This window comes from Marinirhabdus gelatinilytica (assembly GCF_003353425.1).
GTDB lineage: Bacteria > Bacteroidota > Bacteroidia > Flavobacteriales > Flavobacteriaceae > Marinirhabdus > Marinirhabdus gelatinilytica.
In genome coordinates, this window is sequence record NZ_QRAO01000001.1 from 557,737 (window position 1) to 579,324 (window position 21,588).

The 21,588-nt window shown below is 41.6% G+C and carries 21 protein-coding genes; 19 read left to right on the forward strand and 2 right to left on the reverse strand.

Annotated features, from left to right (window positions below):
* The first annotated feature begins 7 nt into the window (after nucleotides 1-7).
* The 15 genes from C8D94_RS02470 to C8D94_RS02540 all read left to right on the forward strand — a co-directional run bounded on the left by C8D94_RS02470 (nucleotide 8) and on the right by C8D94_RS02540 (nucleotide 16,580).
* Entirely contained in the window at nucleotides 8-799 is a 792-nt protein-coding gene (locus C8D94_RS02470; RefSeq protein WP_245946171.1) for a DUF4382 domain-containing protein, read from the forward strand.
* Nucleotides 800-964: 165 nt separating this feature from the next.
* On the forward strand, nucleotides 965-1,375 hold the full coding sequence (locus tag C8D94_RS02475; protein ID WP_147278482.1) for a carboxypeptidase-like regulatory domain-containing protein: 411 nt from the start codon (nucleotides 965-967) through the stop codon (nucleotides 1,373-1,375).
* Between the two features lie 243 nt (nucleotides 1,376-1,618).
* Nucleotides 1,619-2,623, forward strand: coding sequence for an AAA family ATPase (locus C8D94_RS02480; protein WP_115122314.1), 1,005 nt, complete (start codon nucleotides 1,619-1,621; stop codon nucleotides 2,621-2,623).
* Nucleotides 2,624-2,707: 84 nt separating this feature from the next.
* On the forward strand, nucleotides 2,708-3,571 hold the full coding sequence (locus tag C8D94_RS02485; RefSeq protein WP_115123001.1) for a DUF58 domain-containing protein: 864 nt from the start codon (nucleotides 2,708-2,710) through the stop codon (nucleotides 3,569-3,571).
* A 70-nt stretch (nucleotides 3,572-3,641) separates the two neighbouring features.
* Nucleotides 3,642-5,342 (forward strand): hypothetical protein, encoded by a 1,701-nt coding sequence (locus C8D94_RS02490; protein WP_147278483.1) that lies wholly within the window; start codon nucleotides 3,642-3,644, stop codon nucleotides 5,340-5,342.
* Nucleotides 5,342-6,343: a vWA domain-containing protein gene (locus C8D94_RS02495; protein ID WP_115122316.1), complete on the forward strand. Its 1,002-nt coding sequence runs from the start codon at nucleotides 5,342-5,344 to the stop codon at nucleotides 6,341-6,343. The genes C8D94_RS02490 and C8D94_RS02495 overlap by 1 nt, the downstream gene beginning before the upstream one ends.
* Nucleotides 6,344-6,493: 150 nt before the next feature.
* Nucleotides 6,494-7,531, forward strand: a complete 1,038-nt coding sequence (locus C8D94_RS02500; protein ID WP_115122317.1) for a vWA domain-containing protein — start codon at nucleotides 6,494-6,496, stop codon at nucleotides 7,529-7,531.
* Entirely contained in the window at nucleotides 7,515-8,420 is a 906-nt protein-coding gene (locus tag C8D94_RS02505; protein WP_245946172.1) for a tetratricopeptide repeat protein, read from the forward strand. Before C8D94_RS02500 ends, C8D94_RS02505 begins: the two co-directional genes overlap by 17 nt.
* Nucleotides 8,421-8,526: 106 nt before the next feature.
* Nucleotides 8,527-10,296, forward strand: a complete 1,770-nt coding sequence (locus C8D94_RS02510) for a BatD family protein (RefSeq protein ID WP_115122318.1) — start codon at nucleotides 8,527-8,529, stop codon at nucleotides 10,294-10,296.
* Between the two features lies 1 nt (nucleotide 10,297).
* Nucleotides 10,298-11,047, forward strand: a complete 750-nt coding sequence (locus C8D94_RS02515) for a tetratricopeptide repeat protein (RefSeq protein ID WP_115122319.1) — start codon at nucleotides 10,298-10,300, stop codon at nucleotides 11,045-11,047.
* Nucleotides 11,048-11,117: 70 nt separating this feature from the next.
* The gene (locus tag C8D94_RS02520; protein ID WP_115122320.1) at nucleotides 11,118-11,411 is read left to right on the forward strand and encodes a hypothetical protein; all 294 of its coding nucleotides are present in this window, start codon (nucleotides 11,118-11,120) and stop codon (nucleotides 11,409-11,411) included.
* A 79-nt stretch (nucleotides 11,412-11,490) separates the two neighbouring features.
* Nucleotides 11,491-13,083: a SulP family inorganic anion transporter gene (locus tag C8D94_RS02525; protein WP_115122321.1), complete on the forward strand. Its 1,593-nt coding sequence runs from the start codon at nucleotides 11,491-11,493 to the stop codon at nucleotides 13,081-13,083.
* 11 nt (nucleotides 13,084-13,094) lie between these two features.
* A complete protein-coding gene (locus tag C8D94_RS02530; RefSeq protein ID WP_115122322.1) occupies nucleotides 13,095-13,904 on the forward strand; it encodes a universal stress protein in 810 nt (269 codons plus the stop codon).
* A 46-nt stretch (nucleotides 13,905-13,950) separates the two neighbouring features.
* Complete coding sequence (locus C8D94_RS02535) at nucleotides 13,951-14,577, forward strand: carbonic anhydrase family protein (protein WP_115122323.1); 627 nt, start codon at nucleotides 13,951-13,953, stop codon at nucleotides 14,575-14,577.
* A 155-nt stretch (nucleotides 14,578-14,732) separates the two neighbouring features.
* Entirely contained in the window at nucleotides 14,733-16,580 is a 1,848-nt protein-coding gene (locus tag C8D94_RS02540) for a SulP family inorganic anion transporter (protein WP_115123003.1), read from the forward strand.
* Between the two features lie 144 nt (nucleotides 16,581-16,724).
* Here C8D94_RS02540 and C8D94_RS02545 read toward each other — a convergent pair whose 3' ends face one another.
* Nucleotides 16,725-17,270 carry a CvpA family protein gene (locus C8D94_RS02545; protein ID WP_115122324.1) on the reverse strand — a complete coding sequence of 182 codons (546 nt, stop codon included), beginning with the start codon at nucleotides 17,268-17,270 and terminating at the stop codon, nucleotides 16,725-16,727.
* A 206-nt stretch (nucleotides 17,271-17,476) separates the two neighbouring features.
* Between C8D94_RS02545 and C8D94_RS02550 the strand changes: the two genes are divergently transcribed.
* The 3 genes from C8D94_RS02550 (at nucleotide 17,477) to C8D94_RS02560 (ending at nucleotide 19,449) form a co-directional block, all read left to right on the forward strand.
* Nucleotides 17,477-17,833, forward strand: a complete 357-nt coding sequence (locus C8D94_RS02550) for a hypothetical protein (RefSeq protein ID WP_115122325.1) — start codon at nucleotides 17,477-17,479, stop codon at nucleotides 17,831-17,833.
* Between the two features lie 108 nt (nucleotides 17,834-17,941).
* Entirely contained in the window at nucleotides 17,942-18,961 is a 1,020-nt protein-coding gene (gene pheS / locus C8D94_RS02555) for a phenylalanine--tRNA ligase subunit alpha (RefSeq protein WP_115122326.1), read from the forward strand.
* 92 nt (nucleotides 18,962-19,053) lie between these two features.
* Nucleotides 19,054-19,449 (forward strand): hypothetical protein, encoded by a 396-nt coding sequence (locus C8D94_RS02560; protein WP_115122327.1) that lies wholly within the window; start codon nucleotides 19,054-19,056, stop codon nucleotides 19,447-19,449.
* A 1-nt stretch (nucleotide 19,450) separates the two neighbouring features.
* Here the strand turns inward: C8D94_RS02560 and C8D94_RS02565 are convergent, their stop codons facing one another.
* A complete protein-coding gene (locus tag C8D94_RS02565) occupies nucleotides 19,451-20,455 on the reverse strand; it encodes an NAD(P)H-dependent glycerol-3-phosphate dehydrogenase (RefSeq protein WP_115122328.1) in 1,005 nt (334 codons plus the stop codon).
* Between the two features lie 211 nt (nucleotides 20,456-20,666).
* Between C8D94_RS02565 and C8D94_RS02570 the strand changes: the two genes are divergently transcribed.
* Nucleotides 20,667-21,587 carry a nicotinic acid mononucleotide adenyltransferase gene (locus C8D94_RS02570; RefSeq protein ID WP_115122329.1) on the forward strand — a complete coding sequence of 307 codons (921 nt, stop codon included), beginning with the start codon at nucleotides 20,667-20,669 and terminating at the stop codon, nucleotides 21,585-21,587.
* The last annotated feature ends 1 nt before the right edge of the window (nucleotide 21,588 follow it).

Genomic DNA, 21,588 nt, shown 5'->3' on the forward strand with positions numbered 1-21,588 from the left:
TAAAAAAATGATGAAAAAATTTGTATTAGGAATCGTAAGTATGTTTTTACTTACAATCCTTGGTGCTTGTAGTAGTGATGACGACACTACAACACCCGAAGAGGAAACTGCGAGAATGTCTATTAAACTTACAGATGCACCTGGTGATTATGATGCTGTTTTTATAGATGTACAGGATGTTGTTGTAAAGTATAATGGTGAAGACAATGAGGTAAACATTGGTGAGGTAAACGCTGGGGTTTATGACCTATTGGAACTAACTGGCGGGGTGTCCGTTTTGTTAGTAGACGATGAGCTCCCAGCTGGAGATATAAGCCAAATAAGATTAATCTTGGGTAGCAACAATACCATTGTAGTAAACGGGGAAACATTCCCATTACAAACTCCTAGTTCACAACAGTCGGGTTTAAAAATAAATGTGAATGAGACTCTCGAGGGAGGTGTTTTCTACGAATTTATTCTAGATTTTGACGTAGACAAGTCCATCGTGGAACAAGGTAACGGAGGTTATTTGTTAAAACCGGTTATAAGAGCTTCAACCGAGGCTGAGACAGGAGCCATGACAGGAGCTGTATTGCCGCTTGGAATACAAACATTAGTAACTGCGGAAAACGCCACGACTGAAATCTCGGCTTTTACCAACGAAGCAGGTGTTTTTGTACTTAGTGGTGTTCCAGCTGGAACATATACCGTTACGTATGAAGCAGATGTGGCATTAGGGTTCCCACCAGTAGTTGTGACGAACGTTGGTGTGGAGATAGGTGCCGTTACCGAATTGGATACCGTCGTCTTTGAATAGACCCACGTGATAATTGCATAATGAAAGGATACTCTTTGGGAGTATCCTTTTTTGTTTAACATTTTGTATAGTTAATTAGGGGTTAAACTTCACGTTAATCATTGTTAAGGAGGGCTTTAAAGATACTGTCAGTAAGTATTTTTAAACTATAAAATTAACGATACCATGGAACGCAAGAATTTATTGATACAACGAACGCTACAATCCCTAATTAAATATGGATCATTTTTAGTGATTATCATGACAGTGGTCTTTGCGTGCAGTGACACTACAGAAGCAGAAGAAACCACGATTGACGATCCCGTAGCAAATTTGACCTTTAAAACAGACGGTGCCATTATGGGAAGCGTGATTGCTCCCAATGCCGAAGTTGAGATAATCGCGGCAAATTCTGAAGATATGATTATAGGAACTACCAACGAGAACGGAGAGTTTTTTATCACAGGCTTCGAAGCTGGCACCTATACTATTAAAATCTCAACAGAAAATTCAGAAAAAGAAGAAATCTTTAATGATGTTGAAGTAAACATTGGTGAGGTTACAGCACTTGGAACCGTAGATCTGGCCGCACAATAAGATTTAAGTTTTTTTTAATATTCAGGGATGCAACAGCATCCCTTTTTTTATGTCCTTTTCACAGCCTTGCCTATTTTGAAAAATTTATTCGGTTTTCTATTTTTGAGAACTCCAAAAAATGATGAAATGTTTAGGTTTGGGCTTCGTCTTTTTAACCAATCATTAACAACAATTGCCATAATAAATAGGCAATTTGCGTGGTTAATAGTCACATAGCTTACAACAGAAAAAGAATCTAGTATTATGGAAGAGAACACTACCGCCCTAGACATTGGCGCATTGAACGAAAAAATTGAAAAAGAGAGTGCCTTTGTAGATATTCTTACCTTAGAGATAAACAAAGTGATCGTAGGCCAAAAACACATGGTAGAGCGCTTGCTCATAGGCCTTTTGGGCCAGGGACATATTCTTTTGGAAGGGGTGCCTGGACTGGCAAAGACCCTTGCGATAAACACCCTCTCTAAAGCGGTTCACGGAAGTTTTAGCCGCATCCAGTTCACACCAGATTTACTGCCGGCCGATGTTATAGGTACCCTAATCTATAATATGAAGTTGAACGATTTTAGCATCAAAAAAGGACCCATTTTTGCCAACTTTGTCTTGGCAGACGAGATTAACCGTGCGCCTGCAAAGGTACAATCGGCATTATTGGAGGCCATGCAGGAAAAGCAGGTGACCATTGGCGAGGAAACCTTTATTTTGGATAAGCCCTTTTTGGTAATGGCTACCCAAAACCCTGTGGAGCAGGAAGGAACCTACCCTTTGCCAGAAGCACAAGTAGATCGTTTTATGCTTAAGACCGTAATTAAATATCCATTGCTACAGGATGAGCAACTTATTATGCGCCAAAATCTCAAAGGTGGTTTTGAAGAGGTGAACCCGGTTGTATCGCTGGACCAGATCAAGCGTGCGCAAGCTGCCGTTAGAGAGGTGTACATGGACGAAAAGATTGAAAAATATATCCTCGACATTATTTTTGCTACGAGAACTCCTGAAAAATATGGTCTGGCAGATCTCAACCCACTTATTAGTTTTGGTGCCTCTCCGCGTGGAAGCATCAATTTGGCGATGGCTGCAAAATGCTATGCGTTTATTCGCCGAAGGGGTTATGTGATCCCAGAAGACGTTCGTGCAGTGGTGGAGGATGTACTACGCCACCGTATCGGTATCACGTACGAGGCCGAAGCCGAAAACATCACTTCTGAAGATATCATTCAGAAAATAGTTAACGTAATCGAAGTGCCCTAACCATTTTAGATTTCAGAAGTACGAATTACAAATGTGAACAACACAACGATCGTAATTCTAAAATTGCAAATCGTAAATCAAAAAATGGACACCAAGGAACTCTTAAAAAAAGTACGGAAAATCGAAATCAAGACACGTCGCTTGAGCGATCACGTGTTTGGTGGCGAGTATCACAGTACGTTCAAGGGGCGTGGGATGACCTTTTCTGAAGTGCGCCAGTACCAATTTGGGGACGATGTGCGGAATATAGACTGGAACGTGACAGCACGTTACAACGAGCCTTTTGTAAAGGTATTTGAAGAAGAACGGGAACTTACCTTGATGTTGATGGCAGATATATCGGGTTCGGAATTTTTCGGGACCGATAGTCAATTTAAAAATGAAATCATTACCGAAATCGCTGCAACCCTTGCGTTTTCGGCCATGCAGAACAACGACAAAACGGGCTTGATACTTTTTTCAGATGAAATTGAACTGTTCATTCCACCAAAAAAAGGAAAGAGCCACGTATTGCGCATCATACGGGAGCTGTTGGAATTTCAGCCCAAGAGCAAAGAAACAGATATAAGCCAAGCCCTTAAATATTTCACCAACGTTATGAAGAAGAAAGCTATTGTTTTTGTGCTTTCAGATTTTATTACAGAGGGTTACAAAGACACTTTAAAAATTGTTGCCGGTAAGCACGATGTCACGGGCATACGCGTGTACGATCGTCGTGAGGAAGAAATCCCCAATCTGGGAATGGTACAAATGCAGGACGAGGAAACCGGCGAGCTGCTACTAGTGAACACCAGTTCCAAAGGCGTCCGCACGCAGTACAATACCTATTACCGCGAGCGGGTGGATTATTTCCAAGAAGCCTTTACCAAGAGTGGAGCAGGAGCCATAAGCTGCCGAACGGACGAGAGCTATGTAAAAAAATTGTTAGGATATTTTAAAAGAAGATAATTTGTCTCCGACGAGAGAGGCGCGAACGAGAGGAAGACACAGCGAGTGTTCACCCTTGCTTAAATCTAATATGACAAAGTACGAGTTTCATAAAATAAAGTTGAAGAAACAAGGGGTTTCACCTCGAGTGTTTTTTGACAGCATGCCAAGAAAGGTATCGAGAGGCTTCTTTCTTCTTTTCTTTTTCTTCCTTGCCCTTACATCAACTGCCCAAGTGACCTCCTCTATAGACACTGCTCAAATTCGTATTGGTGAGGAAATCAAGTACAATGTATATGTAGAGGCAGACACAACAGATCTGGTAGTTTTTCCAGAAGGACAAACATTTCTGCCGCTGGAAGTGATTGAGAGCTATAAAGTTGATACAACCTTCGAGGAGCGCAAGATGCGCCTCCTCAAAAAATATGGGTTAACGCAGTTCGATTCGGGTTCCTATACCATCCCGCCACAAAAAATTGTAGTTAATGAACGGGTATTCAACCTGGATTCCATGCGGGTGGAGGTTAGGGACGTTGCCGTGGATACCACCAAACAAAAAATGTTCGAGATAAAACCAGCGATCGAGGTGGAAAAACCGCCTTTCGATTTTTGGAAGTTGTTACCGTGGCTCGTTGGCTTGTTGCTCGTTGCGGGGATTATTGGTTTTATCCTGTTCCGAAGAAAAAAAATACGCGATGCCAAGGAAGAGCAATTGCCTCCCTATGAGGAAGCATTGGTAGCCCTGCAAAGCCTGGATAATTCTACATTTCTGAAAGAAAACAAAAGCAAGGAGTACTATTCACAACTAACGGAAATCGTAAAGCGCTATCTGGATCGTGAAGTGGACGAAACTGCGCTGGAAAGTACAACGGACGAGCTCATCGCAAGAATGAGATTACTGAAAGATGGTGGTAATTTCGATTTTGAAGCCGAGGACATACAACGTTTGGACGCTATCCTAAAAAGGGCAGATTTGGTAAAATTTGCCCGTATGCAACAGGTGGAGCATCAAGCAAAAGAGGATAGGGTGGTCGTGGAAGAAATCATAAACCACACTCACGAAGCCGTACCCGAACCTACTGAGGAAGAGTTGCTGGAAAACGAACGCTACTTGGAAGCACAGCGCAAAAAGAAACAACGCAAAAAATTTATCTATGCGGGTGTCGGTATTCTGGCAGCATCAATAATAACTGGAGCGATTTACGGAAGCATCAATGGGTTCGACACCTTAAAAGACGATGTGTTGGGTAATGAATATCGAGATTTAGCGGAAGGGCGCTGGTATAAAAGTGAATATGGGAGCCCAGAAGTTATTCTGGAAACCCCAGAAATTTTAGTGCGTACCGAAATAGAAATACCCGAGGGGGAGAACATTGCGGCGCAAACCGCAAATGTATTTAGTGCGGGGAGTTTGACTGATCCCTTATACGTCATGGTTACCAGTACACAGACCAAAAATGCCCAGGAGGAGGTTAACCTAGAGCCCTTAATGGATGCGAAGCTTTCAGAATTGGAACGTCGAGGTGCTTTGAACATGATAGTTAAAAGGGAAGAGTTCAATACTGAAAAAGGTATAAAAGGCCTAAAAGCCTATGGGCAGTTTAATGTTTCAGTAGGAAACAATAAAGTGCAGAAAGACCAGAGTTACTATGAACTACTTTTGTTTGCCCAACAAAACGGGGTACAGACTGTGTTGGTGGTATACCAGAATGATGGTCGTTTTTCAGTAGGGATTAAGGATAGAATCATCAATTCGGTAGAACTGGAACTACAAGAAACCAAAGACAACTAATGCAACAATTTGAATTTGTACATCCACAATTGTTCTGGCTGCTGTTACTGCTGCCACTGCTTGTTGTTTGGTATCTCTGGAAACGCAAGCAACAAACCGCCGCGTTGCAAATTTCCAGTATTAAGGGTTTTAAGACCGGAAAGAACTGGTTGGCGAGGGTACGGCCATTGTTATTTGTGCTTAGGTTGTTGGCACTGGCTGCTATTATCGTGGCCATGGCACGCCCCAGGACCGTAGATGAAAGCACACGTATAAAAACTACTAAAGGAATAGATATTGTAATTGCGGTAGATGTTTCGGCAAGTATGCTGGCACGCGATTTAAAACCTAATAGATTGGAGGCCTTAAAATCGGTTGCTGCTCGCTTTATCAACAATCGTCCCAACGACAGGATAGGTGTGGTGGAATATGCAGGTGAGAGTTATACCAAAACACCCTTGACGAGCGACAAAACCATTGTGCTTTCAGCAATGAAGGATATTAATTACAACACCATCATTGAAGGCGGAACAGCCATCGGGATGGGATTGGCAACGGCTGTAAATAGGCTAAAGGAAAGCACCGCGAAGAGCAAAGTGATAATTTTAATGACCGATGGTGAGAACAATAGCGGGTTTATAGACCCGAAGATTGCAAGTGAGCTGGCAGTAGAATTCGGTATTAAAGTTTATACCATTGGCCTGGGAACTAAGGGGAATGCACTTTCGCCCATTGGCATTCGTCCGGACGGTTCCTTCCAATATGGAATGCAGCAAGTAGATATAGACGAAGAACTGCTGAAAGAAATAGCCGAGGTGACCAGCGGCCAATATTTTAGGGCCACGAGCACCACAAAGCTCAATGAGATTTACGAAGAGATAAACAAATTGGAAAAAACCGATATTGAGGAACTAAAGTTTAAGAGTTATGATGAAAAATACCGTCCGCTCATATTTCTGGCCCTTGCCTTGCTGGGGTTAGAATGGTTGTTGCGCTATACGGTATTTAGAAGTTTTGTGTAAACCAGCAACCTCACTCAATGGGCAATGTAGCATTCTCTCCTTAAAGGAAACCTTCCGGCAGGAAGGTTAGGAGCGTAACTAGGATTAACAATGAAATAGACACAAACCAATTATAGATAGTAAAATTTACCCAAGCAAATTAATAGCAATATGCAACTAGAACAACCCATTTACTTTTACCTTCTGCTCGCAATCCCTGTGATTGTGCTGCTGTTTGTGGGTGTTCTTATTTGGAAACGTCAGGCCCAAAAGAAATTTGCAGACGCAGAACTGCTTAAAAGACTGAGCCCAAACCGCTCCATTTTCAAGCCCGTGTTAAAGGTTTTTATTTTTTGTTTGGCTATTGCCTGTTTGGCTATTGGTTTGGTAAACCCAAAAATAGGCACCAAGATTGAAGACGTTAAACGTGAAGGGGTAGATGTTGTCTTTGCTCTGGACGTCTCCAAAAGTATGCTGGCCGAAGACATTGCCCCCAACCGTATCGAAAAATCAAAACAACTCGTCACTCAAATATTGAATAGCCTAGCGGGCGATAGGATTGGGATTATTGGCTATGCGGGGAGTGCATTTCCGCAGGTGCCCATTACGACCGATTTCTCTTCGGCAAAATTATTTCTCAACAATATGAATACCGATATGGTATCCAGCCAAGGAACCGCAATTAACGAGGCGATTGAAATGGCAAAGACTTATTATAATGACGAAGAACAGACCAACAGGGTGCTGTTCATAATTTCAGATGGCGAGGACCACGAGGGTAACATTGAAAGTATTGCTGCAGAAGCGGCTGCACAGGGCATAAAAATATATACCATTGGGGTAGGTACCGAAAAAGGTGGCCCCATCCCAATTAAGCGAAACGGAATTTTACAATATTACAAACGCGACCAAAACAACGAGCAGGTAATCACCCGTTTGGGAGAAGAAACCCTAAAACAGATTGCCGAAGAAGGTAACGGAAGCTACATTCCAGGAAACAACACTAAGGAAGTGGTCTCAACTGTGACAGCTATCCTTAACGGAATGGACAAAAAGACATTCGAGGCCAAGCAATTTACCGATTTTAAGGACCAATTCCAGTGGTTTCTCGCCGGGGCATTGTTTTTGTTGATATTGGATGTGCTATTGCTGGAAAGAAAAACAGCATGGCTCAAAAAACTGAATTTATTTAATGAAGCTGAAAGATAAGATGAGGAATCATAAGAACATATTTTCAATACTTGTAATGGTTACATTGCTGGTATTCTCTTCGGAAATTTCCGCACAAGAGAAAGAGGACAAGACCTTACAAAAAGAGCAGAAACAACTGCTTCGGGAGACCAAACAATTAAATAGTGAAGCAAGTGTAGCATTGGCTGAAGACAAGTTTGTTGAGGGGGAGGCAGATTACCGAAAGGCCATCGCAATTAACCCAAAGAGCGAAACCGCAAAGTATAATTTGGGAAATGCCTATTACAATAAAGCGAAGAACGATGAGGCTATGAGCCGTTTTCAACAAGCTGCAGATGTGGCAACTTCAAAAAATGATAAACACAGTGCCTATCACAATTTGGGAAACACCTATATGAATGCCAAGCAATACCAAGATGCCGTAGACGCCTATAAAAATGCCCTTCGCAACAATCCAAATGACGATGAAACACGATACAATCTAGCTTTGGCAAAGGATTTGTTGGAGAAAAACCCTCCAAAAGGTGGTGAGGGTGACAACAAGGACCAGGATAAAAACCAGGATAAGAACGATCAAAACGAAGACAACCAAGATAAAAAAGACGAAGAAGGAAAGGACAAAGAGGGAAGTGAGGGCGACGAAGAAGAGGATAAGGACAAAGGCGATGAACAGAACGATGAAAAGAAAGGCGAAAATGAAGAGGATAAAGGTAAACCAGACCAACCCAACGAGGGAGAACAGGACAAAGCCGACAAAAAACAACCCCAACCCCAACCTGGCCAAATGTCTCCCCAGCAAATTAAAAACTTGTTAGAGGCCATGAACAACGAAGAACAAAAGGTACAGGAAAAGATAAACGCCAAAAAGCAAAAAGGAGCCAAGGTAAAATCTGAAAAGGATTGGTAAAGCACTACAAAGTTGAAAAAACCATATACACGTTGAAACCTCTGTGTCCTCAGTGCCTCTGTGGTGAGATTACATGTTATGAATAGAGAAAACAATACAAATTAGAATGAAAAAACTTCATTTTTTATTCCTAGTAATTTTTGTGCTGGTAGCAAACATCACCAGCGCACAGGTTACTTTTGAGGCGAAAGTGAGCAAGAAAAAGCTTGGGCTCAACGAGCGCCTTCGGGTAGATTTTGAGATGAACCAAGATGGCGACAACTTTAATCCGCCAAGTTTTGAGGGTTTCCGCGTTGTGGGAGGTCCCAACCAGGCCATCAGTAACTCCTACTTCAACGGAAAACGCAGTTATTCAAAAACATACTCCTATTTCCTTTCACCACTCCGGAAGGGTAGTGCAACCATTGGGCAGGCCACTATCGAAATAGATGGAGAAACCTATAAAACCACGCCTGTCTCGGTTACCATTACCGATGCCGTTAAGCTATCAAAAGACGGTAGCAATGCCGAATATCTAGCAGAGGAAAACGTGCACCTTGTAGCCGAAGTCTCTAAAACCAGCCCGTATTTAAGCGAGGCCATTACGGTTACCTACAAATTGTATGTCTCGCATGATGTAAGCATTACCAGTAATTGGCGAGAAGTAAACACTCCAAAGTATGCCGATTTCTGGAGCCAGAACATCAATACAAGGGGGAACTATAAGATTTACGAGGGTAAATATAATGGCGAGGAATACCGTTATGTAATTCTCCGCTCTACCGTACTCTATCCACAAAAAACAGGTGAGCTGGATATTGAACCATTAACGTTAGACATACCTATTGATGTACGTACCAACAAGCGCGATATTTTTGGCCGCCAGCGCATGGCACGGGTAAACAAAACCGTTTCGGCAGGGAGCCGGACCATAAATGTAAAGCCGTTGCCCGTTGAGGGAAAACCAGATAATTTTACTGGAGCCGTGGGCGATTTTCAGTTTCAGGTACATACCAACAAGAATACGCTGGACGCTAATGAATCGTTGGAACTCACCACAAAAATTTCAGGAAAAGGGAATTTGAAACTTTTTGATCTTCCAAATTTAAAACTGCCCAGCGCCTTGGAAGTGTATACACCCGAACGTGACAACCAAGTAACGGTGAAAAGTGACGGGATGCGTGGGACTATTTCAGAAAAATATACCGTAGTACCGCAGTTTAAGGGGAATTACCCAATTCGCCCTATTACATTCTCCTATTTTAACCCAAAGACCGAACGGTACGAAACGCTTTCCAGCGAGGAGATTGTGATCAATGTTGAAAACGGTCCAGTAGCAAGTGAAAAACCAGCTGAAGACACTGCTATTACTGCTACTGAAGATTTGGACGATGCACAATTTAAATTTATTAAACTGGATGCAAACTTGGAGCCTATTGCTACAGCACCTTTTTTTAAATCTACTTTGTTCTGGTCGTTGTTGGGCGGGCCTATGTTGTTGATTCCGTTGTTCATCGTGGCAGGAAAGAAACGCCGTGAGCGCCTGGCCGATGTGGAGGGAATGAGACTTCGGAAAGCAGACCGATTGGCAAAAAAATATTTGGGGGAAGCCAAGAAAAACATGAACGACCGCGTGGTATTCTATGAGGCCTTGGAGCGAGCCTTCCATAACTACTTGAAAGCAAAGCTGAATATCGAGACGAGTGATTTCAGCAAAGAAAAAATATCGGCACTATTAACTGAAAGACAAGTACAGCCCGAAGTAGTTTCAGAATTCATACAATTGTTGAAGAGCTGCGAATATGCCCGCTACACTCCTACCAGCCAAGTGGCAATGCAACAGGATTACGAAAAAGCGGCACGGGTGATTTCAACCATAGACAAACAAATTCGATAAGATGAAAAAGATATTCTTCATACTGTTGGCATTGGTTTCGAGCGTGGTTTGGTGCCAAAACAACGCCTTGTTCGAGCAAGGGAAGGAGCATTACAAAAACGGAAAGTTTCAAGAAGCCATCAATGCCTGGGAAAAGGTCTTGGACAACGGGAAGCACTCGGCTTCGTTGTATTTCAACCTGGGCAATGCAAACTATAAACTGAACAATATTGGCCCCAGTATTTACTATTACGAAAAGGCATTACAGTTGGCCCCGGCAGATAGCGATATAAAGACCAACCTAAAGTTTGCCGAGAACACCAGAATAGACGCTATTGAACCGCTCCCCAAGACCATTCTTAAACGTTGGTACGAGCAACTGGCAGGAGCTTTAACCTACGATGGGTGGGCCGTCACATCAGTAGTGGGGGCAATACTTTTTGTGCTCTTGTTCTTGAGCTATTGGTTTTCCGCTTCAGAAACTAAGAAGCGATTGTTTTTTATAACTTCGGTGGTATCGATCTTGGTGTTGCTGGTGGGATTGGTAATGGCGTATCAAACGTATGGAGATGTATTGCAGGATACACCTGCTATTGTGTTTTCAGAAAGCACCCAGGTAAAAAGCGAACCAAACATGGGCAGTGAAACAGCTTTTATCCTACATGAAGGTACAAAGGTGCAAATCACGGCGACGGAAGACAAGTGGATACGTGTACTTCTTGCCAACGGAAAAGACGGATGGATTCCCGCTAGCGATGTAAAAAGATTATAGATTTAATAATTGCTTAACAAAAAATTGTAGGACAATTACTATTTTTGTTCCTTCAAAAAATTAACCAACGGTGCAGTTTAAAAGTATATTTTTCTTATTGGCTTTTACGTGGTGTATTCTTACACCTGCTGTAGTCACGCTCTGTGATATCAAGACCGATGTGGCTGCATTGTTTTCTATGAACGAAGAAGAAACTGCAGATGCATTTAAGCTTGGGCCAAAAGAATATAACGCCCCGGACTCTATAACAGATGGATTCCTTTCAGAAGAATTACTGAAAAAAAGAACCTCCATTGCCTATAAAGCTCAGTTTTGGGAAACCGTTTCGCAAGAAACCATCTCTCCCCCTCCCGAACGCAGCTAGATTTTTTTCGGTTTTTTAACAGCGCGATATGCGCTACATTATAATATTCCCGAGACTCTTCGGGTTAAAAATCTATGTTATGTTTTCAAATTTAAAGAACGATCTCCCAGCGAGTATCGTAGTATTTTTTGTTGCCCTTCCACTGTGTTTAGGTATTGCTTTGGCTAGTGGCGCCCCACTTTTTTCAGGTTTAATTGCCGGTATTGTGGGTGGAATTGTTGTAGGAGCCTTAAGTGGTTCGCAAATTGGGGTTAGTGGCCCCGCAGCGGGACTTGCCGCTATTGTATTAACTGCCATTGGCACGCTTGGTGGCTGGGAAAATTTCTTGGTTGCCGTTGTGTTGGGGGGTGCCATTCAAATTTTGTTTGGGATACTCAAGGCCGGAGTCATTGGATATTATTTCCCGTCTTCGGTAATCAAGGGTATGTTAACGGGTATAGGGATCATTATTATCCTAAAGCAAATCCCGTATTTTTTCGGTTTGGACAAAAATCCAGAGGGCGATTTTGCATTCCTTCAAGTAGATGGAGAGAACACCCTTACAGAACTATTAAAGACCATAAATGCTATTATTAGTGGAAACTTAGATATGGGTGCTACCATCATTGCATTTATTGCTATTGCAATCTTAATTTTGTGGAGCAATGTATTGAGCAAGAAAGGGAAATTCTTTCAACTGGTGCAAGGACCTTTAGTTGCTGTAGTGGTAGGGATTGTTTACTTTTTCTTGACAAGGGATTCAAATTTGAACTTGGCTAGCGAACACTTGGTTTCTGTTCCTGTTCCTGAAAGTATTTCAGACTTTAGAGATCAATTTGCGTTTCCTAATTTCAGTGTAATCGGGAATCCAGAAGTCTGGATCACTGCATTTACCATAGCATTGGTAGCTAGTTTGGAAACATTGCTTTGCGTGGAAGCAACAGATAAGTTGGACCCACAAAAAAGAGTAACACCTACCAACAGAGAACTACTTGCTCAAGGTACAGGTAACATGATTTCTGGATTTATAGGGGGGCTGCCTATTACTCAGGTAATCGTTAGGAGTTCTGCGAACATACAATCTGGAGGCCGTACCAAGGCGAGTGCTATTATACACGGATTCTTTTTGTTGATCTCGGTAATGACCATACCTCACATCCTTAACTATATCCCACTTTCGGTACTGGCAGCCATTCTGTTCATTGTAGGATACAAATTGGCCAAGCCTTCAACCTTTAAGGCACTGTACAACGCGGGTTGGAAGCAGTTTGTTCCATTTATAGTTACCGTAGTAGGGATTGTATTTACAGATCTGCTCATAGGTATTGCACTAGGACTTGCAGTAGGAATAATAGTAGTACTACTGAAAAGCTATCAAAACTCTCACTTCTTACATATTGAGGACAAGAGCAACGGACAGCACAAAATAAATATGACCCTTGCCGAGGAGGTAACCTTTTTTAACAAAGGGGCCATATTGAAAGAGCTGGATAGCCTGCCTAGAGATACCTATTTAGAACTTGATGTAAGAAAGACAAGATATCTAGACAATGATATTATTGAAATATTGGACGATTTTGCTTTCAAGGCAAAAGAGCGTAATATAGATATCAAGATAATTTCAGAAAGAGGCGTGGCCGAAAACCCAGAGAGCTTTATTGAATTTTTTAGACTAAGACCTAAATCTGCTTAAAACCAAGAACTATGAAAAATGACAAAACAAAAAAGTTACTGGTATTGGTAGATTTTAGCGATAACAGTGAAAAAGTGATAAAGAGCGCAATAAAAATGGCGCAGGTTGTAAACGGTGAAATTGAATTATTTCACGTACGTAAACCAACCAGTATCGTGAAGAAAGAAAATACACTCTCGGCAGTACGTGTCATAAAGGACCATTACGTACAACTGGAGCAACAAATGAAATCTTTGATCAACAAGGTACAGGAAATAAAACAGGTTAAAACGAGACATTCCTTTGCCTTTGGAAACGTAAAGAACGAAATCAGTAATCATATAGAAGCTACAAAGCCCGATATAGTGGTTTTAGGCAAAAACAGTTCTAGGACACCCGATTTTATGGGAGATAATGTCCTACCTATTGTCCTTAAAAAATACAAGGGGCTTGTAATGATAGCAGATAGTGATGAAGTACTGGACATCCAGTCCAAACTTAATCTGGGACTTTACAACGCAAAATTCTTTGAGGCCAAAAGTTATTGGGATGCATTGCTTTCAAATACCGAAAGCCCGATGTACACGTATGAAATTGGAGCGTCTATTGCTACCTCAAACAGTGTGGAAAGTACCCATAGAGAGGGTGCAATTTCCTATATTTTTGAGAAAAAAGACCAGATGGTAGAGACAATGTCCAGTTATATGGATAAGAATAAAGTAAACCTTTTGTTGGTAAACAGAAAATCTAATCCTGACACCAACAAGACGGAACTGAAAATTTCAGAATTAAAATCATTATCACAAAAATTAAAAGTCCCCATGTTATTGGCAAATAGCTAAACAACAATGGAATTTTTTGTATATTAAAAAACATAAATAAAAAACTATGAAAGCACAAACAAAAGAGACACAAAGCGCATATACCCCACATTCTGCTGTAGAAGCACTAAAAGAGGGGAACCAGAGGTTTTTGAACAAACAACAAGTTACTAGGGATTTATTAGGACAGGTAAAAGACACAACAGGCGGGCAATACCCATTTGCTGTTGTATTGAGCTGTATAGACTCCCGTGTACCTGTTGAGTTGGTTTTTGACCAAGGGATTGGCGATATTTTCAGTGCCCGTGTTGCAGGAAATATTGTAAACGAAGACCTGTTGGGAAGTATAGAATACGGTTGCAAGGTGGCTGGAAGTAAAGCAGTTGTTGTTTTGGGACACACAGGGTGTGGAGCCGTAAAAGGAGCCTGCGACGATGTACAATTGGGTAATATCACGCCACTATTGGCAAAGATAAAACCATCAGTAGAAGCTGTAAAGAGCCCAGAAGAAAGTGATCTAAGAACCAGCTCCAATGCAGCCTTTGTACACGATGTGGTATACAAGAACGTAGAGCTCACTTTGAACAACTTACGTAATGATAGTCCGTTGTTGCGTGACATGGAAAACGATGGTGACATTGCCGTTATAGGAGCTGTATACGATGTAGCCTCTGGTAAAGTAGATTTTCTCTAGTACACTATAAACGAAACAGATTATTTTTTGAAGAAAAGGGTCGTGCCCGCAAGGGTTGACCCTTTTTTTATTATTTTTAAACAATTACATGCAGTGATAAACGTGGTAGCATGACCCAAAACGGCAAAATAAAGCCAACTAAAATTTCAATATTTATGAAAAATATTTTTACTAACCTTCGAGGAAATATTTTTGGAGGAGTTACCGCAGGAATCGTTGCATTACCCTTGGCCTTGGCATTTGGGGTTCAATCTGGACTAGGACCCGATGCAGGCTTATACGGAGCTATATTCATAGGCTTTTTTGCATCGCTCTTTGGAGGGACAAACACCCAGATCTCTGGACCTACTGCGCCTATGACAGCGGTGTCCATGGTAATCATCGCAGGTATTATAGCTGCAAACGATGGAGATGTGGAAAAAGCACTTCCTTATATACTTTTGGTGTTTTTGCTGGCGGGTCTCATGCAAGTGGGGCTTGGGGTATTGGGATTGGGAAAATATATTAAATACATCCCATACCCCGTGGTTTCTGGCTTTATGACAGCAATTGGAGTTATAATATTGATTACCCAGCTGTTGCCTATGATGGGGTATTATGCCAACGCAGATGATGATTTTATTGAACAATTTAAACCCGAAGCGGAAGAAGTCCTGCTGGATAAAATCCTAAAAGAAGAAGCCGCAGAAGATATTTTGGTGCTGGAGGACTTTAGAGAAACCGTACGCCGAGCCGAGCGTATCACGGAAAACGATATCCAGATGGAATCAAAAACCTTGGCAAAATCGGCAAGCTCTGGGGTGTTGGGCTCTATAAAAACACTGCCAAGAGCCATTAAGAACATTAACTGGTTGGAATTTATACTAGCCTCGTTGACCATCTTCATAATCTACGGCTTCAAGAAAATAACAACAGCAGTACCCTCCACCTTGGTAGCTTTGTTAGTGGTCTCGGCAGGCGCTTATTTTTTAAAGTTAGACTACCAGCCTATTGAACAGATCCCAGGAGGTTTCCCTATGCCTAATCTAGATATGTTTGCCAATTTTAGCTTTGGTCAAATTTCACCTTACATCTTTACAGCATTAACCCTTGCGTTCCTGGGTGCCATCGACTCTTTGTTGACCTCGGTGGTGGCAGACAATATGACCAAGACAAAACACAAACCCAATCAAGAATTGATTGGACAAGGTATTGGGAATAGTGTTGCTTCTATTTTTGGGGGAATTCCTGGTGCAGGAGCAACTATTAGAACAGTTGTAAATATCAGTTCTGGAGGAACCACTAAGCTCTCGGGAATGATTGCAGCTCTATTACTATTGGTTATATTATTGGCATTAGGACCTGTTGCTTCACAAATCCCAGCGGCAGTACTGGCAGGAATTTTAATCACCGTAGGTATTGGGGTGATGGACTATAAAGGATTAAAGGCGATCCCTAATATGCCTTTGAGCGAGATAGTAGTGATGATGGTGGTATTGGTACTTTCGGTTTTCTGGAATTTGGTATACGCCGTTGGGATTGGCCTGGTTCTGGCATCATTGATCTTCATGAAAAAAATTGGAGATGCTTCAGCAAAACGATCTAAATTGGTGCCATTGGGCAATGCAGACGAGCTAAAAATGAAATGGAGCGATGAGGTAGGTTTCCCTGAAAATCTCAAAGAAGAGGTTTTTATAAAGCGCCTGGATGGGCCATTGTTCTTCGGTAATACAAGCGATTTCCAAGAATTGGCAAAGGGTATTCCTGCAACAGCCACACACCTTATAATCAGGATGGGAAAAGTACCATATATAGATCAATCTGGGCTATATGCCCTGGAAGATACACTTCTGCGTCTTAGACGTGGTGGAGTAAAAATAATTTTGATCAACCTACAAAAGCAACCTCAAGTCATGATGGAATCTATAGATATAATTCCAGACCTCGTGCCGGAAAAGCGAATCGTAAAATCATTTAGGGAAGCTATGATCTACATTAAGGAGAATGTTGAAGATGTAGTGTAACTATCATAACCTTAAAAGGGAAAGAAGATAACTAAAAGTCTCAAACTCGTTTTGTCAGGTTGAGCGTAGTCGAAACCTTTGTGAAATAGCAACATGTCATAGTCCTTGGCTAAGCCTATACAGAGATCACGAGATACCTTTTGGTTATCTTTTTTTCTCTTCCGAAATCTCCTCTGGTTGGGATGTTTCTTCTTCAGTTTCAAAACCGTCAACTCCCTTCAGTATGTAAGGCACAATCAATGGGGCCAAACTTGCAACGGGGGTATATAAAACCGAATCCTCTCTTTTTTCTTCTGAAAGGATTGAAAAGGAAGGTGATGCATTCACGAACATAAACACTACACTTATGATTAAGGCAAATTTCAGCACATTAAAAACAGCACCCAAGAGCTTGTTCACGATGCCCAGTGCAGCAAAATCGGCTATTTTGGTGAGTGCTTTTCCCGCGAGCGATATTAGCAGTACAACAATTAAAAACGTGGCCGCAAAGGCTGTGAGGTTCACTGTTTGCTCGTTCCAGTCTGTCCATCCAGCAATGTAACCTGCGGCAAAACCAGAAAAATATACGGCACAATAAACACCAAGAATTACCCCTATCAAACTTGCCAGGGCGACAAAAAGTCCTTTTCTAAACCCTACTACAAGAGCAATAAGGAGGATGATACCCAATACAACATCTATGGTGTTCATAAATTTTCAGTTTAAGTGAACTACCTCAGGGCATGCCCACAAGGTATCCGTTGGAAATTAATTATTTTTAGAGACAACCCTAGGAGTATTAAACCCCGATTATCGAGTAAAGATAACAAATGCTTAGAATAGTAGTTTGAAGCGTTTAATTTTCAGCAAGAGGGCGTACCTTTGTAGTATAGAAAAAAACAAGTTAGGCATACACTATGGCAAGGGACCAAATTTTGAAAGAACGCTGGGAGGCACTGGTATCGCAGTTGAGCAACCGCTTTGCCGATGGGGAGCCTCTGGATCTGGATGCCATTATCTACTTGGTTGGGGTACAAGAGCTGGGGCAGTTGCACCGTAAGTTCAAAAAAGATGAAAAAATAAACCTCATGCATATTGCCATTTGCCGCTTACTGGAGCCATTTGGGTATTATGAGTTCGATTTTTATGATGAACAGGGCTGGCCACATTACAAAGTGCTGGAACAATTACCGCCATTAAAAGCTGGAGAACAAGCTGTTTTGATGAAAGAAGCCATTGTTCAGTATTTTATTGAGAATGAAGTGATATCCTAACCCAAGTATATAATTCCCAACACCGCAATGCGGTAAGTTTTGTGGAGTTTCCGTAATTTTGCCCATTCATAAATTAAAACGTTCATAAATTGTGTGCGTAACCGAAATATGATAGAGAAGATTAAAGAACATATTGCCCAAGTTGAAGCGTTCAACACGACCAATCCAGACGAGATAGAGCAGTTTCGTATTAAATATTTGGGGCAAAAAGGATTGCTGAAAGATTTTTTTGCTGAATTCAAGAACGTTCCCAACGAACAAAAAAAGGAATTTGGACAAACTATAAACACGCTTAAAAGTAAAGCCCAGGATAAAGTAAACACCCTAAAGGAAGCCCTAGAGAATACCGAAGAAACCAAAGGGGTTTATGGAGACCTTTCCCGCCCTGGAGAACCTTTCCAGTTAGGGTCCCGCCATCCTATCTCTATTGTGAAGAACAAAATCGTGAACATCTTTTCACGAATAGGTTTTAATGTTTCTGAAGGTCCTGAAATTGAAGATGACTGGCACAATTTTACAGCCCTTAATTTACCCGAATATCACCCAGCACGTGACATGCAGGACACGTTTTTTATACAGACCAACCCTGACGTACTGCTGCGTACGCACACCTCTTCGGTACAGGTGCGTTATATGGAAAACAACAAACCTCCCATACGTACCATTTCCCCGGGGCGCGTGTATAGAAACGAAGCTATCTCTGCTAGGTCGCATTGTTTTTTCCATCAAGTAGAAGGTTTGTACGTGGACAAGGGTGTGAGCTTTGCAGATTTAAAGCAAACCTTACAATATTTTACTACTGAGCTCTTCGGAAAGTCAAAAATTAGATTGCGCCCTTCGTATTTTCCCTTCACCGAACCAAGTGCCGAAGTAGATGTTTACTGGGGACTTGAAACCGAAACCGATTATAAAATGACCAAGGGGACGGGCTGGCTGGAAATCATGGGTTGCGGTATGGTAGATCCCAATGTGCTGGAAAATTGCGGCATTGACAGTAGTGAATATTCAGGTTTTGCCTTCGGAATGGGGATAGACCGTATTGCACTTTTGTTGCACCAAATTCCAGACATTAGGATGTTGAGCGAGAACGATATTCGTTTCTTGGAGCAGTTCAAAAGTGCAGATTAGCCTTGTTTACTTAGGTGCAATTGTAATATAAACCCATACTTTCGTTAAAGATCACTGAGCAACCTTTATGGTTGGATTTTCAAAAAAATAATATGAAGAGGGATATTGAAATACCTGTGGTTAAGGATGTTTACGTAGCAGCGGTTTACGAATTTAATGAAGAATACAATACCCACGACTGGAACATATACCTAATCAATAACGGGAATGCACCTATAGACACCGTTTTGGTGGTGATGCAGGGATATGATGAAAAGGATATGACGGCTCCCATGCGAAAATCCATTGCCGTGGTTCCCGCCAAAGGATTTGCCAAGCTGGAATATATAGATGAGAGTGTTTTTAAACTGGACAACTTTTTTACCATCACCTACTTTTTGGATAACAAAATGTACGACAAACGCTTTGAGTTACCACGGTTTTCAATTACCCGAGACAATGCTGTGGACCTTCCTGTTTTAGGGGAAAAAGGGGTATTGGCTAGGTGATTTAATTTAACTTTTCCGTTAATTTTTCCATCACTTTTTTAGGATCTTTTCCTTCATATAAAATGCTGTAGACTGCATTTATAATAGGAGTTTTGGCTTTCTTTTTCTTTTTGGCCTGGTTTAGCTCGTAGGCACTTTTGGTGGCATAATAGCCTTCGGCCACCATGTTCATTTCCATCTGTGCACTTTTTACGGTATAGCCTTTCCCGATCATGTTTCCGAAGAGACGGTTTCGGCTAAAGGTGGAGTAACCCGTTACCAACAAATCTCCTAAATAAGCAGAACCGTTAATGTCCCGTTTCATTTTATGAACCCTTTTTACATAGCGCTTCATCTCCCGTATGGCATTGCTCATCAACACACTCTGAAAGTTGTCACCGTACCCCAACCCATGGGCAATCCCCGCAGCAAGTGCATAAATGTTCTTGAGCATAGCAGCATATTCGGCACCAATAATGTCGTCGCTAGTGGTACATTTTATGTAATCGCACCGTAGGGCATTTGCCACGATTTCGGCTTTTTCATTATCTGCACAGGCAATGGTGAGATAGGAGAGACGTTCCAGTGCAACTTCTTCTGCATGACAGGGACCGGTGATCACACCAATATTTTTGAAAGGTATCTTGTAATGTGTGTAAAAATGGTCCCCTACGATCAAGCTACTTTCAGGGACTATCCCCTTTATGGCCGAAAAAATAACCTTACCCTCAAGGGATTCGGTCAATTTTCCTAGTTCGGAATGTATAAATGCTGAAGGAATCACGAATACAAGATAATCGGCATAAGCGACCATCTCGTTAATATCGTTGCTCAATTTCAGCTTTTCGGGATGAAACTCTACCGAAGACAGATAGTTGGGATTGTGCTGTTCTTTTTTTATATGCTCCAGTGCATACACACTACGCATGTACCAACCCACTTCTTCAAGGTTTTCACAGAGCATCTTTACAATGGCCGTGGCCCAGCTCCCGCCTCCAATTACAGCAAATTTTGGTTGGTTGGTCATAGTGTATTGTTTTAATTACATTTCAGCAATCATATATTCATTTAAGCCTTACTGCCCATGTGCAGGGCATTAAGGGATGACTAAAATACGGAAAATAAAAGGCTAGGTAAAACGCTGAAATTCAATTTAATAAAACTTTGGCACGTTTTTAGATTTTCTGTAACCATCAATCGCCTTCAGTATTTAGTTCTGAAGCATAAAACGAACGGTTATGAGAGTCTTGAAAATTTTATTTGGTTTTGCCCTTTTGGCAACAGTATTTGTTTCCTGTCACGTAGAAGAGGTGGTGGTAGTGGAAGATCCCTATATAGATCCAGCCCCATCCATTACATTAAACCAGCTGCTCAATACCTACGAGCTATGGTATGTGGACATAAACCGCTCCAATGCTTCTGGACAAATTCCTTTTATGCAAATAGCCTTTACGCTTTCCTTTAGGAATGGCGATGTGTTGGCAAACAACAACTTGGTGGGCATAGGTGACCAAGGGTACGGCTTTGGGATACCGGTAGGATTTTACGATGCGTACGATTTTGTATTGGATATTTCGCACGATATAGACGGATTTGTAACCTTTGATGTTACCCAATTGAACGATACCGAAATAGAACTCTACAACCCAGATCTAGGGCTCCGCTATGTTTTGGTCGGGTACCAAAGAAGCAATTTTGACTACGACCTCTTGTTCTACGAGAACATACATTATTTTGTCCAGGAATATACTGCTTGGGAAAAATTTTCGACCATGGGCGGCGCTCCTAACGAATTTGATTACGAGCATTTCCTTCAGTTCTTGCCCGGTGGAGGTGATGGGAATTTCCAGAGCTCTCAGGATCCTGTGGGAAGCAACGTGTATAACCTATACTGGTATTACACAGGGGTTTATAATGTAGACGATGTGCCCGGAAATGCTTATTTGAAATATTTAACACTCGATTACGATTATCTGGGCAATGAATACTTTGAATTGAACGTTATAAATGACAACACCATAGAATTGTTCCATGAAACATCGGGAACAGTCTACACCTTTAAGGGCAGAGGGTATATTGAATACAAGAGTGGAAGGGGCAAATTAAGAATTCCCAAAGCTACAATAGAAAAGAAAATGAAGAAAATCTCTTCCATATAGA

Coding starts and splice junctions, on each gene's coding strand:
- C8D94_RS02470 (WP_245946171.1), top strand. CDS start 8: ATGATGAAAAAATTTGTATTAGGAATCGTAAGTATGTTTTTACTTACA.
- C8D94_RS02475 (WP_147278482.1), top strand. CDS start 965: ATGGAACGCAAGAATTTATTGATACAACGAACGCTACAATCCCTAATT.
- C8D94_RS02480 (WP_115122314.1), top strand. CDS start 1,619: ATGGAAGAGAACACTACCGCCCTAGACATTGGCGCATTGAACGAAAAA.
- C8D94_RS02485 (WP_115123001.1), top strand. CDS start 2,708: ATGGACACCAAGGAACTCTTAAAAAAAGTACGGAAAATCGAAATCAAG.
- C8D94_RS02490 (WP_147278483.1), top strand. CDS start 3,642: ATGACAAAGTACGAGTTTCATAAAATAAAGTTGAAGAAACAAGGGGTT.
- C8D94_RS02495 (WP_115122316.1), top strand. CDS start 5,342: ATGCAACAATTTGAATTTGTACATCCACAATTGTTCTGGCTGCTGTTA.
- C8D94_RS02500 (WP_115122317.1), top strand. CDS start 6,494: ATGCAACTAGAACAACCCATTTACTTTTACCTTCTGCTCGCAATCCCT.
- C8D94_RS02505 (WP_245946172.1), top strand. CDS start 7,515: ATGAAGCTGAAAGATAAGATGAGGAATCATAAGAACATATTTTCAATA.
- C8D94_RS02510 (WP_115122318.1), top strand. CDS start 8,527: ATGAAAAAACTTCATTTTTTATTCCTAGTAATTTTTGTGCTGGTAGCA.
- C8D94_RS02515 (WP_115122319.1), top strand. CDS start 10,298: ATGAAAAAGATATTCTTCATACTGTTGGCATTGGTTTCGAGCGTGGTT.
- C8D94_RS02525 (WP_115122321.1), top strand. CDS start 11,491: ATGTTTTCAAATTTAAAGAACGATCTCCCAGCGAGTATCGTAGTATTT.
- C8D94_RS02530 (WP_115122322.1), top strand. CDS start 13,095: ATGAAAAATGACAAAACAAAAAAGTTACTGGTATTGGTAGATTTTAGC.
- C8D94_RS02535 (WP_115122323.1), top strand. CDS start 13,951: ATGAAAGCACAAACAAAAGAGACACAAAGCGCATATACCCCACATTCT.
- C8D94_RS02540 (WP_115123003.1), top strand. CDS start 14,733: ATGAAAAATATTTTTACTAACCTTCGAGGAAATATTTTTGGAGGAGTT.
- C8D94_RS02545 (WP_115122324.1), bottom strand. CDS start 17,270: ATGAACACCATAGATGTTGTATTGGGTATCATCCTCCTTATTGCTCTT.
- C8D94_RS02550 (WP_115122325.1), top strand. CDS start 17,477: ATGGCAAGGGACCAAATTTTGAAAGAACGCTGGGAGGCACTGGTATCG.
- pheS (WP_115122326.1), top strand. CDS start 17,942: ATGATAGAGAAGATTAAAGAACATATTGCCCAAGTTGAAGCGTTCAAC.
- C8D94_RS02560 (WP_115122327.1), top strand. CDS start 19,054: ATGAAGAGGGATATTGAAATACCTGTGGTTAAGGATGTTTACGTAGCA.
- C8D94_RS02565 (WP_115122328.1), bottom strand. CDS start 20,455: ATGACCAACCAACCAAAATTTGCTGTAATTGGAGGCGGGAGCTGGGCC.
- C8D94_RS02570 (WP_115122329.1), top strand. CDS start 20,667: ATGAGAGTCTTGAAAATTTTATTTGGTTTTGCCCTTTTGGCAACAGTA.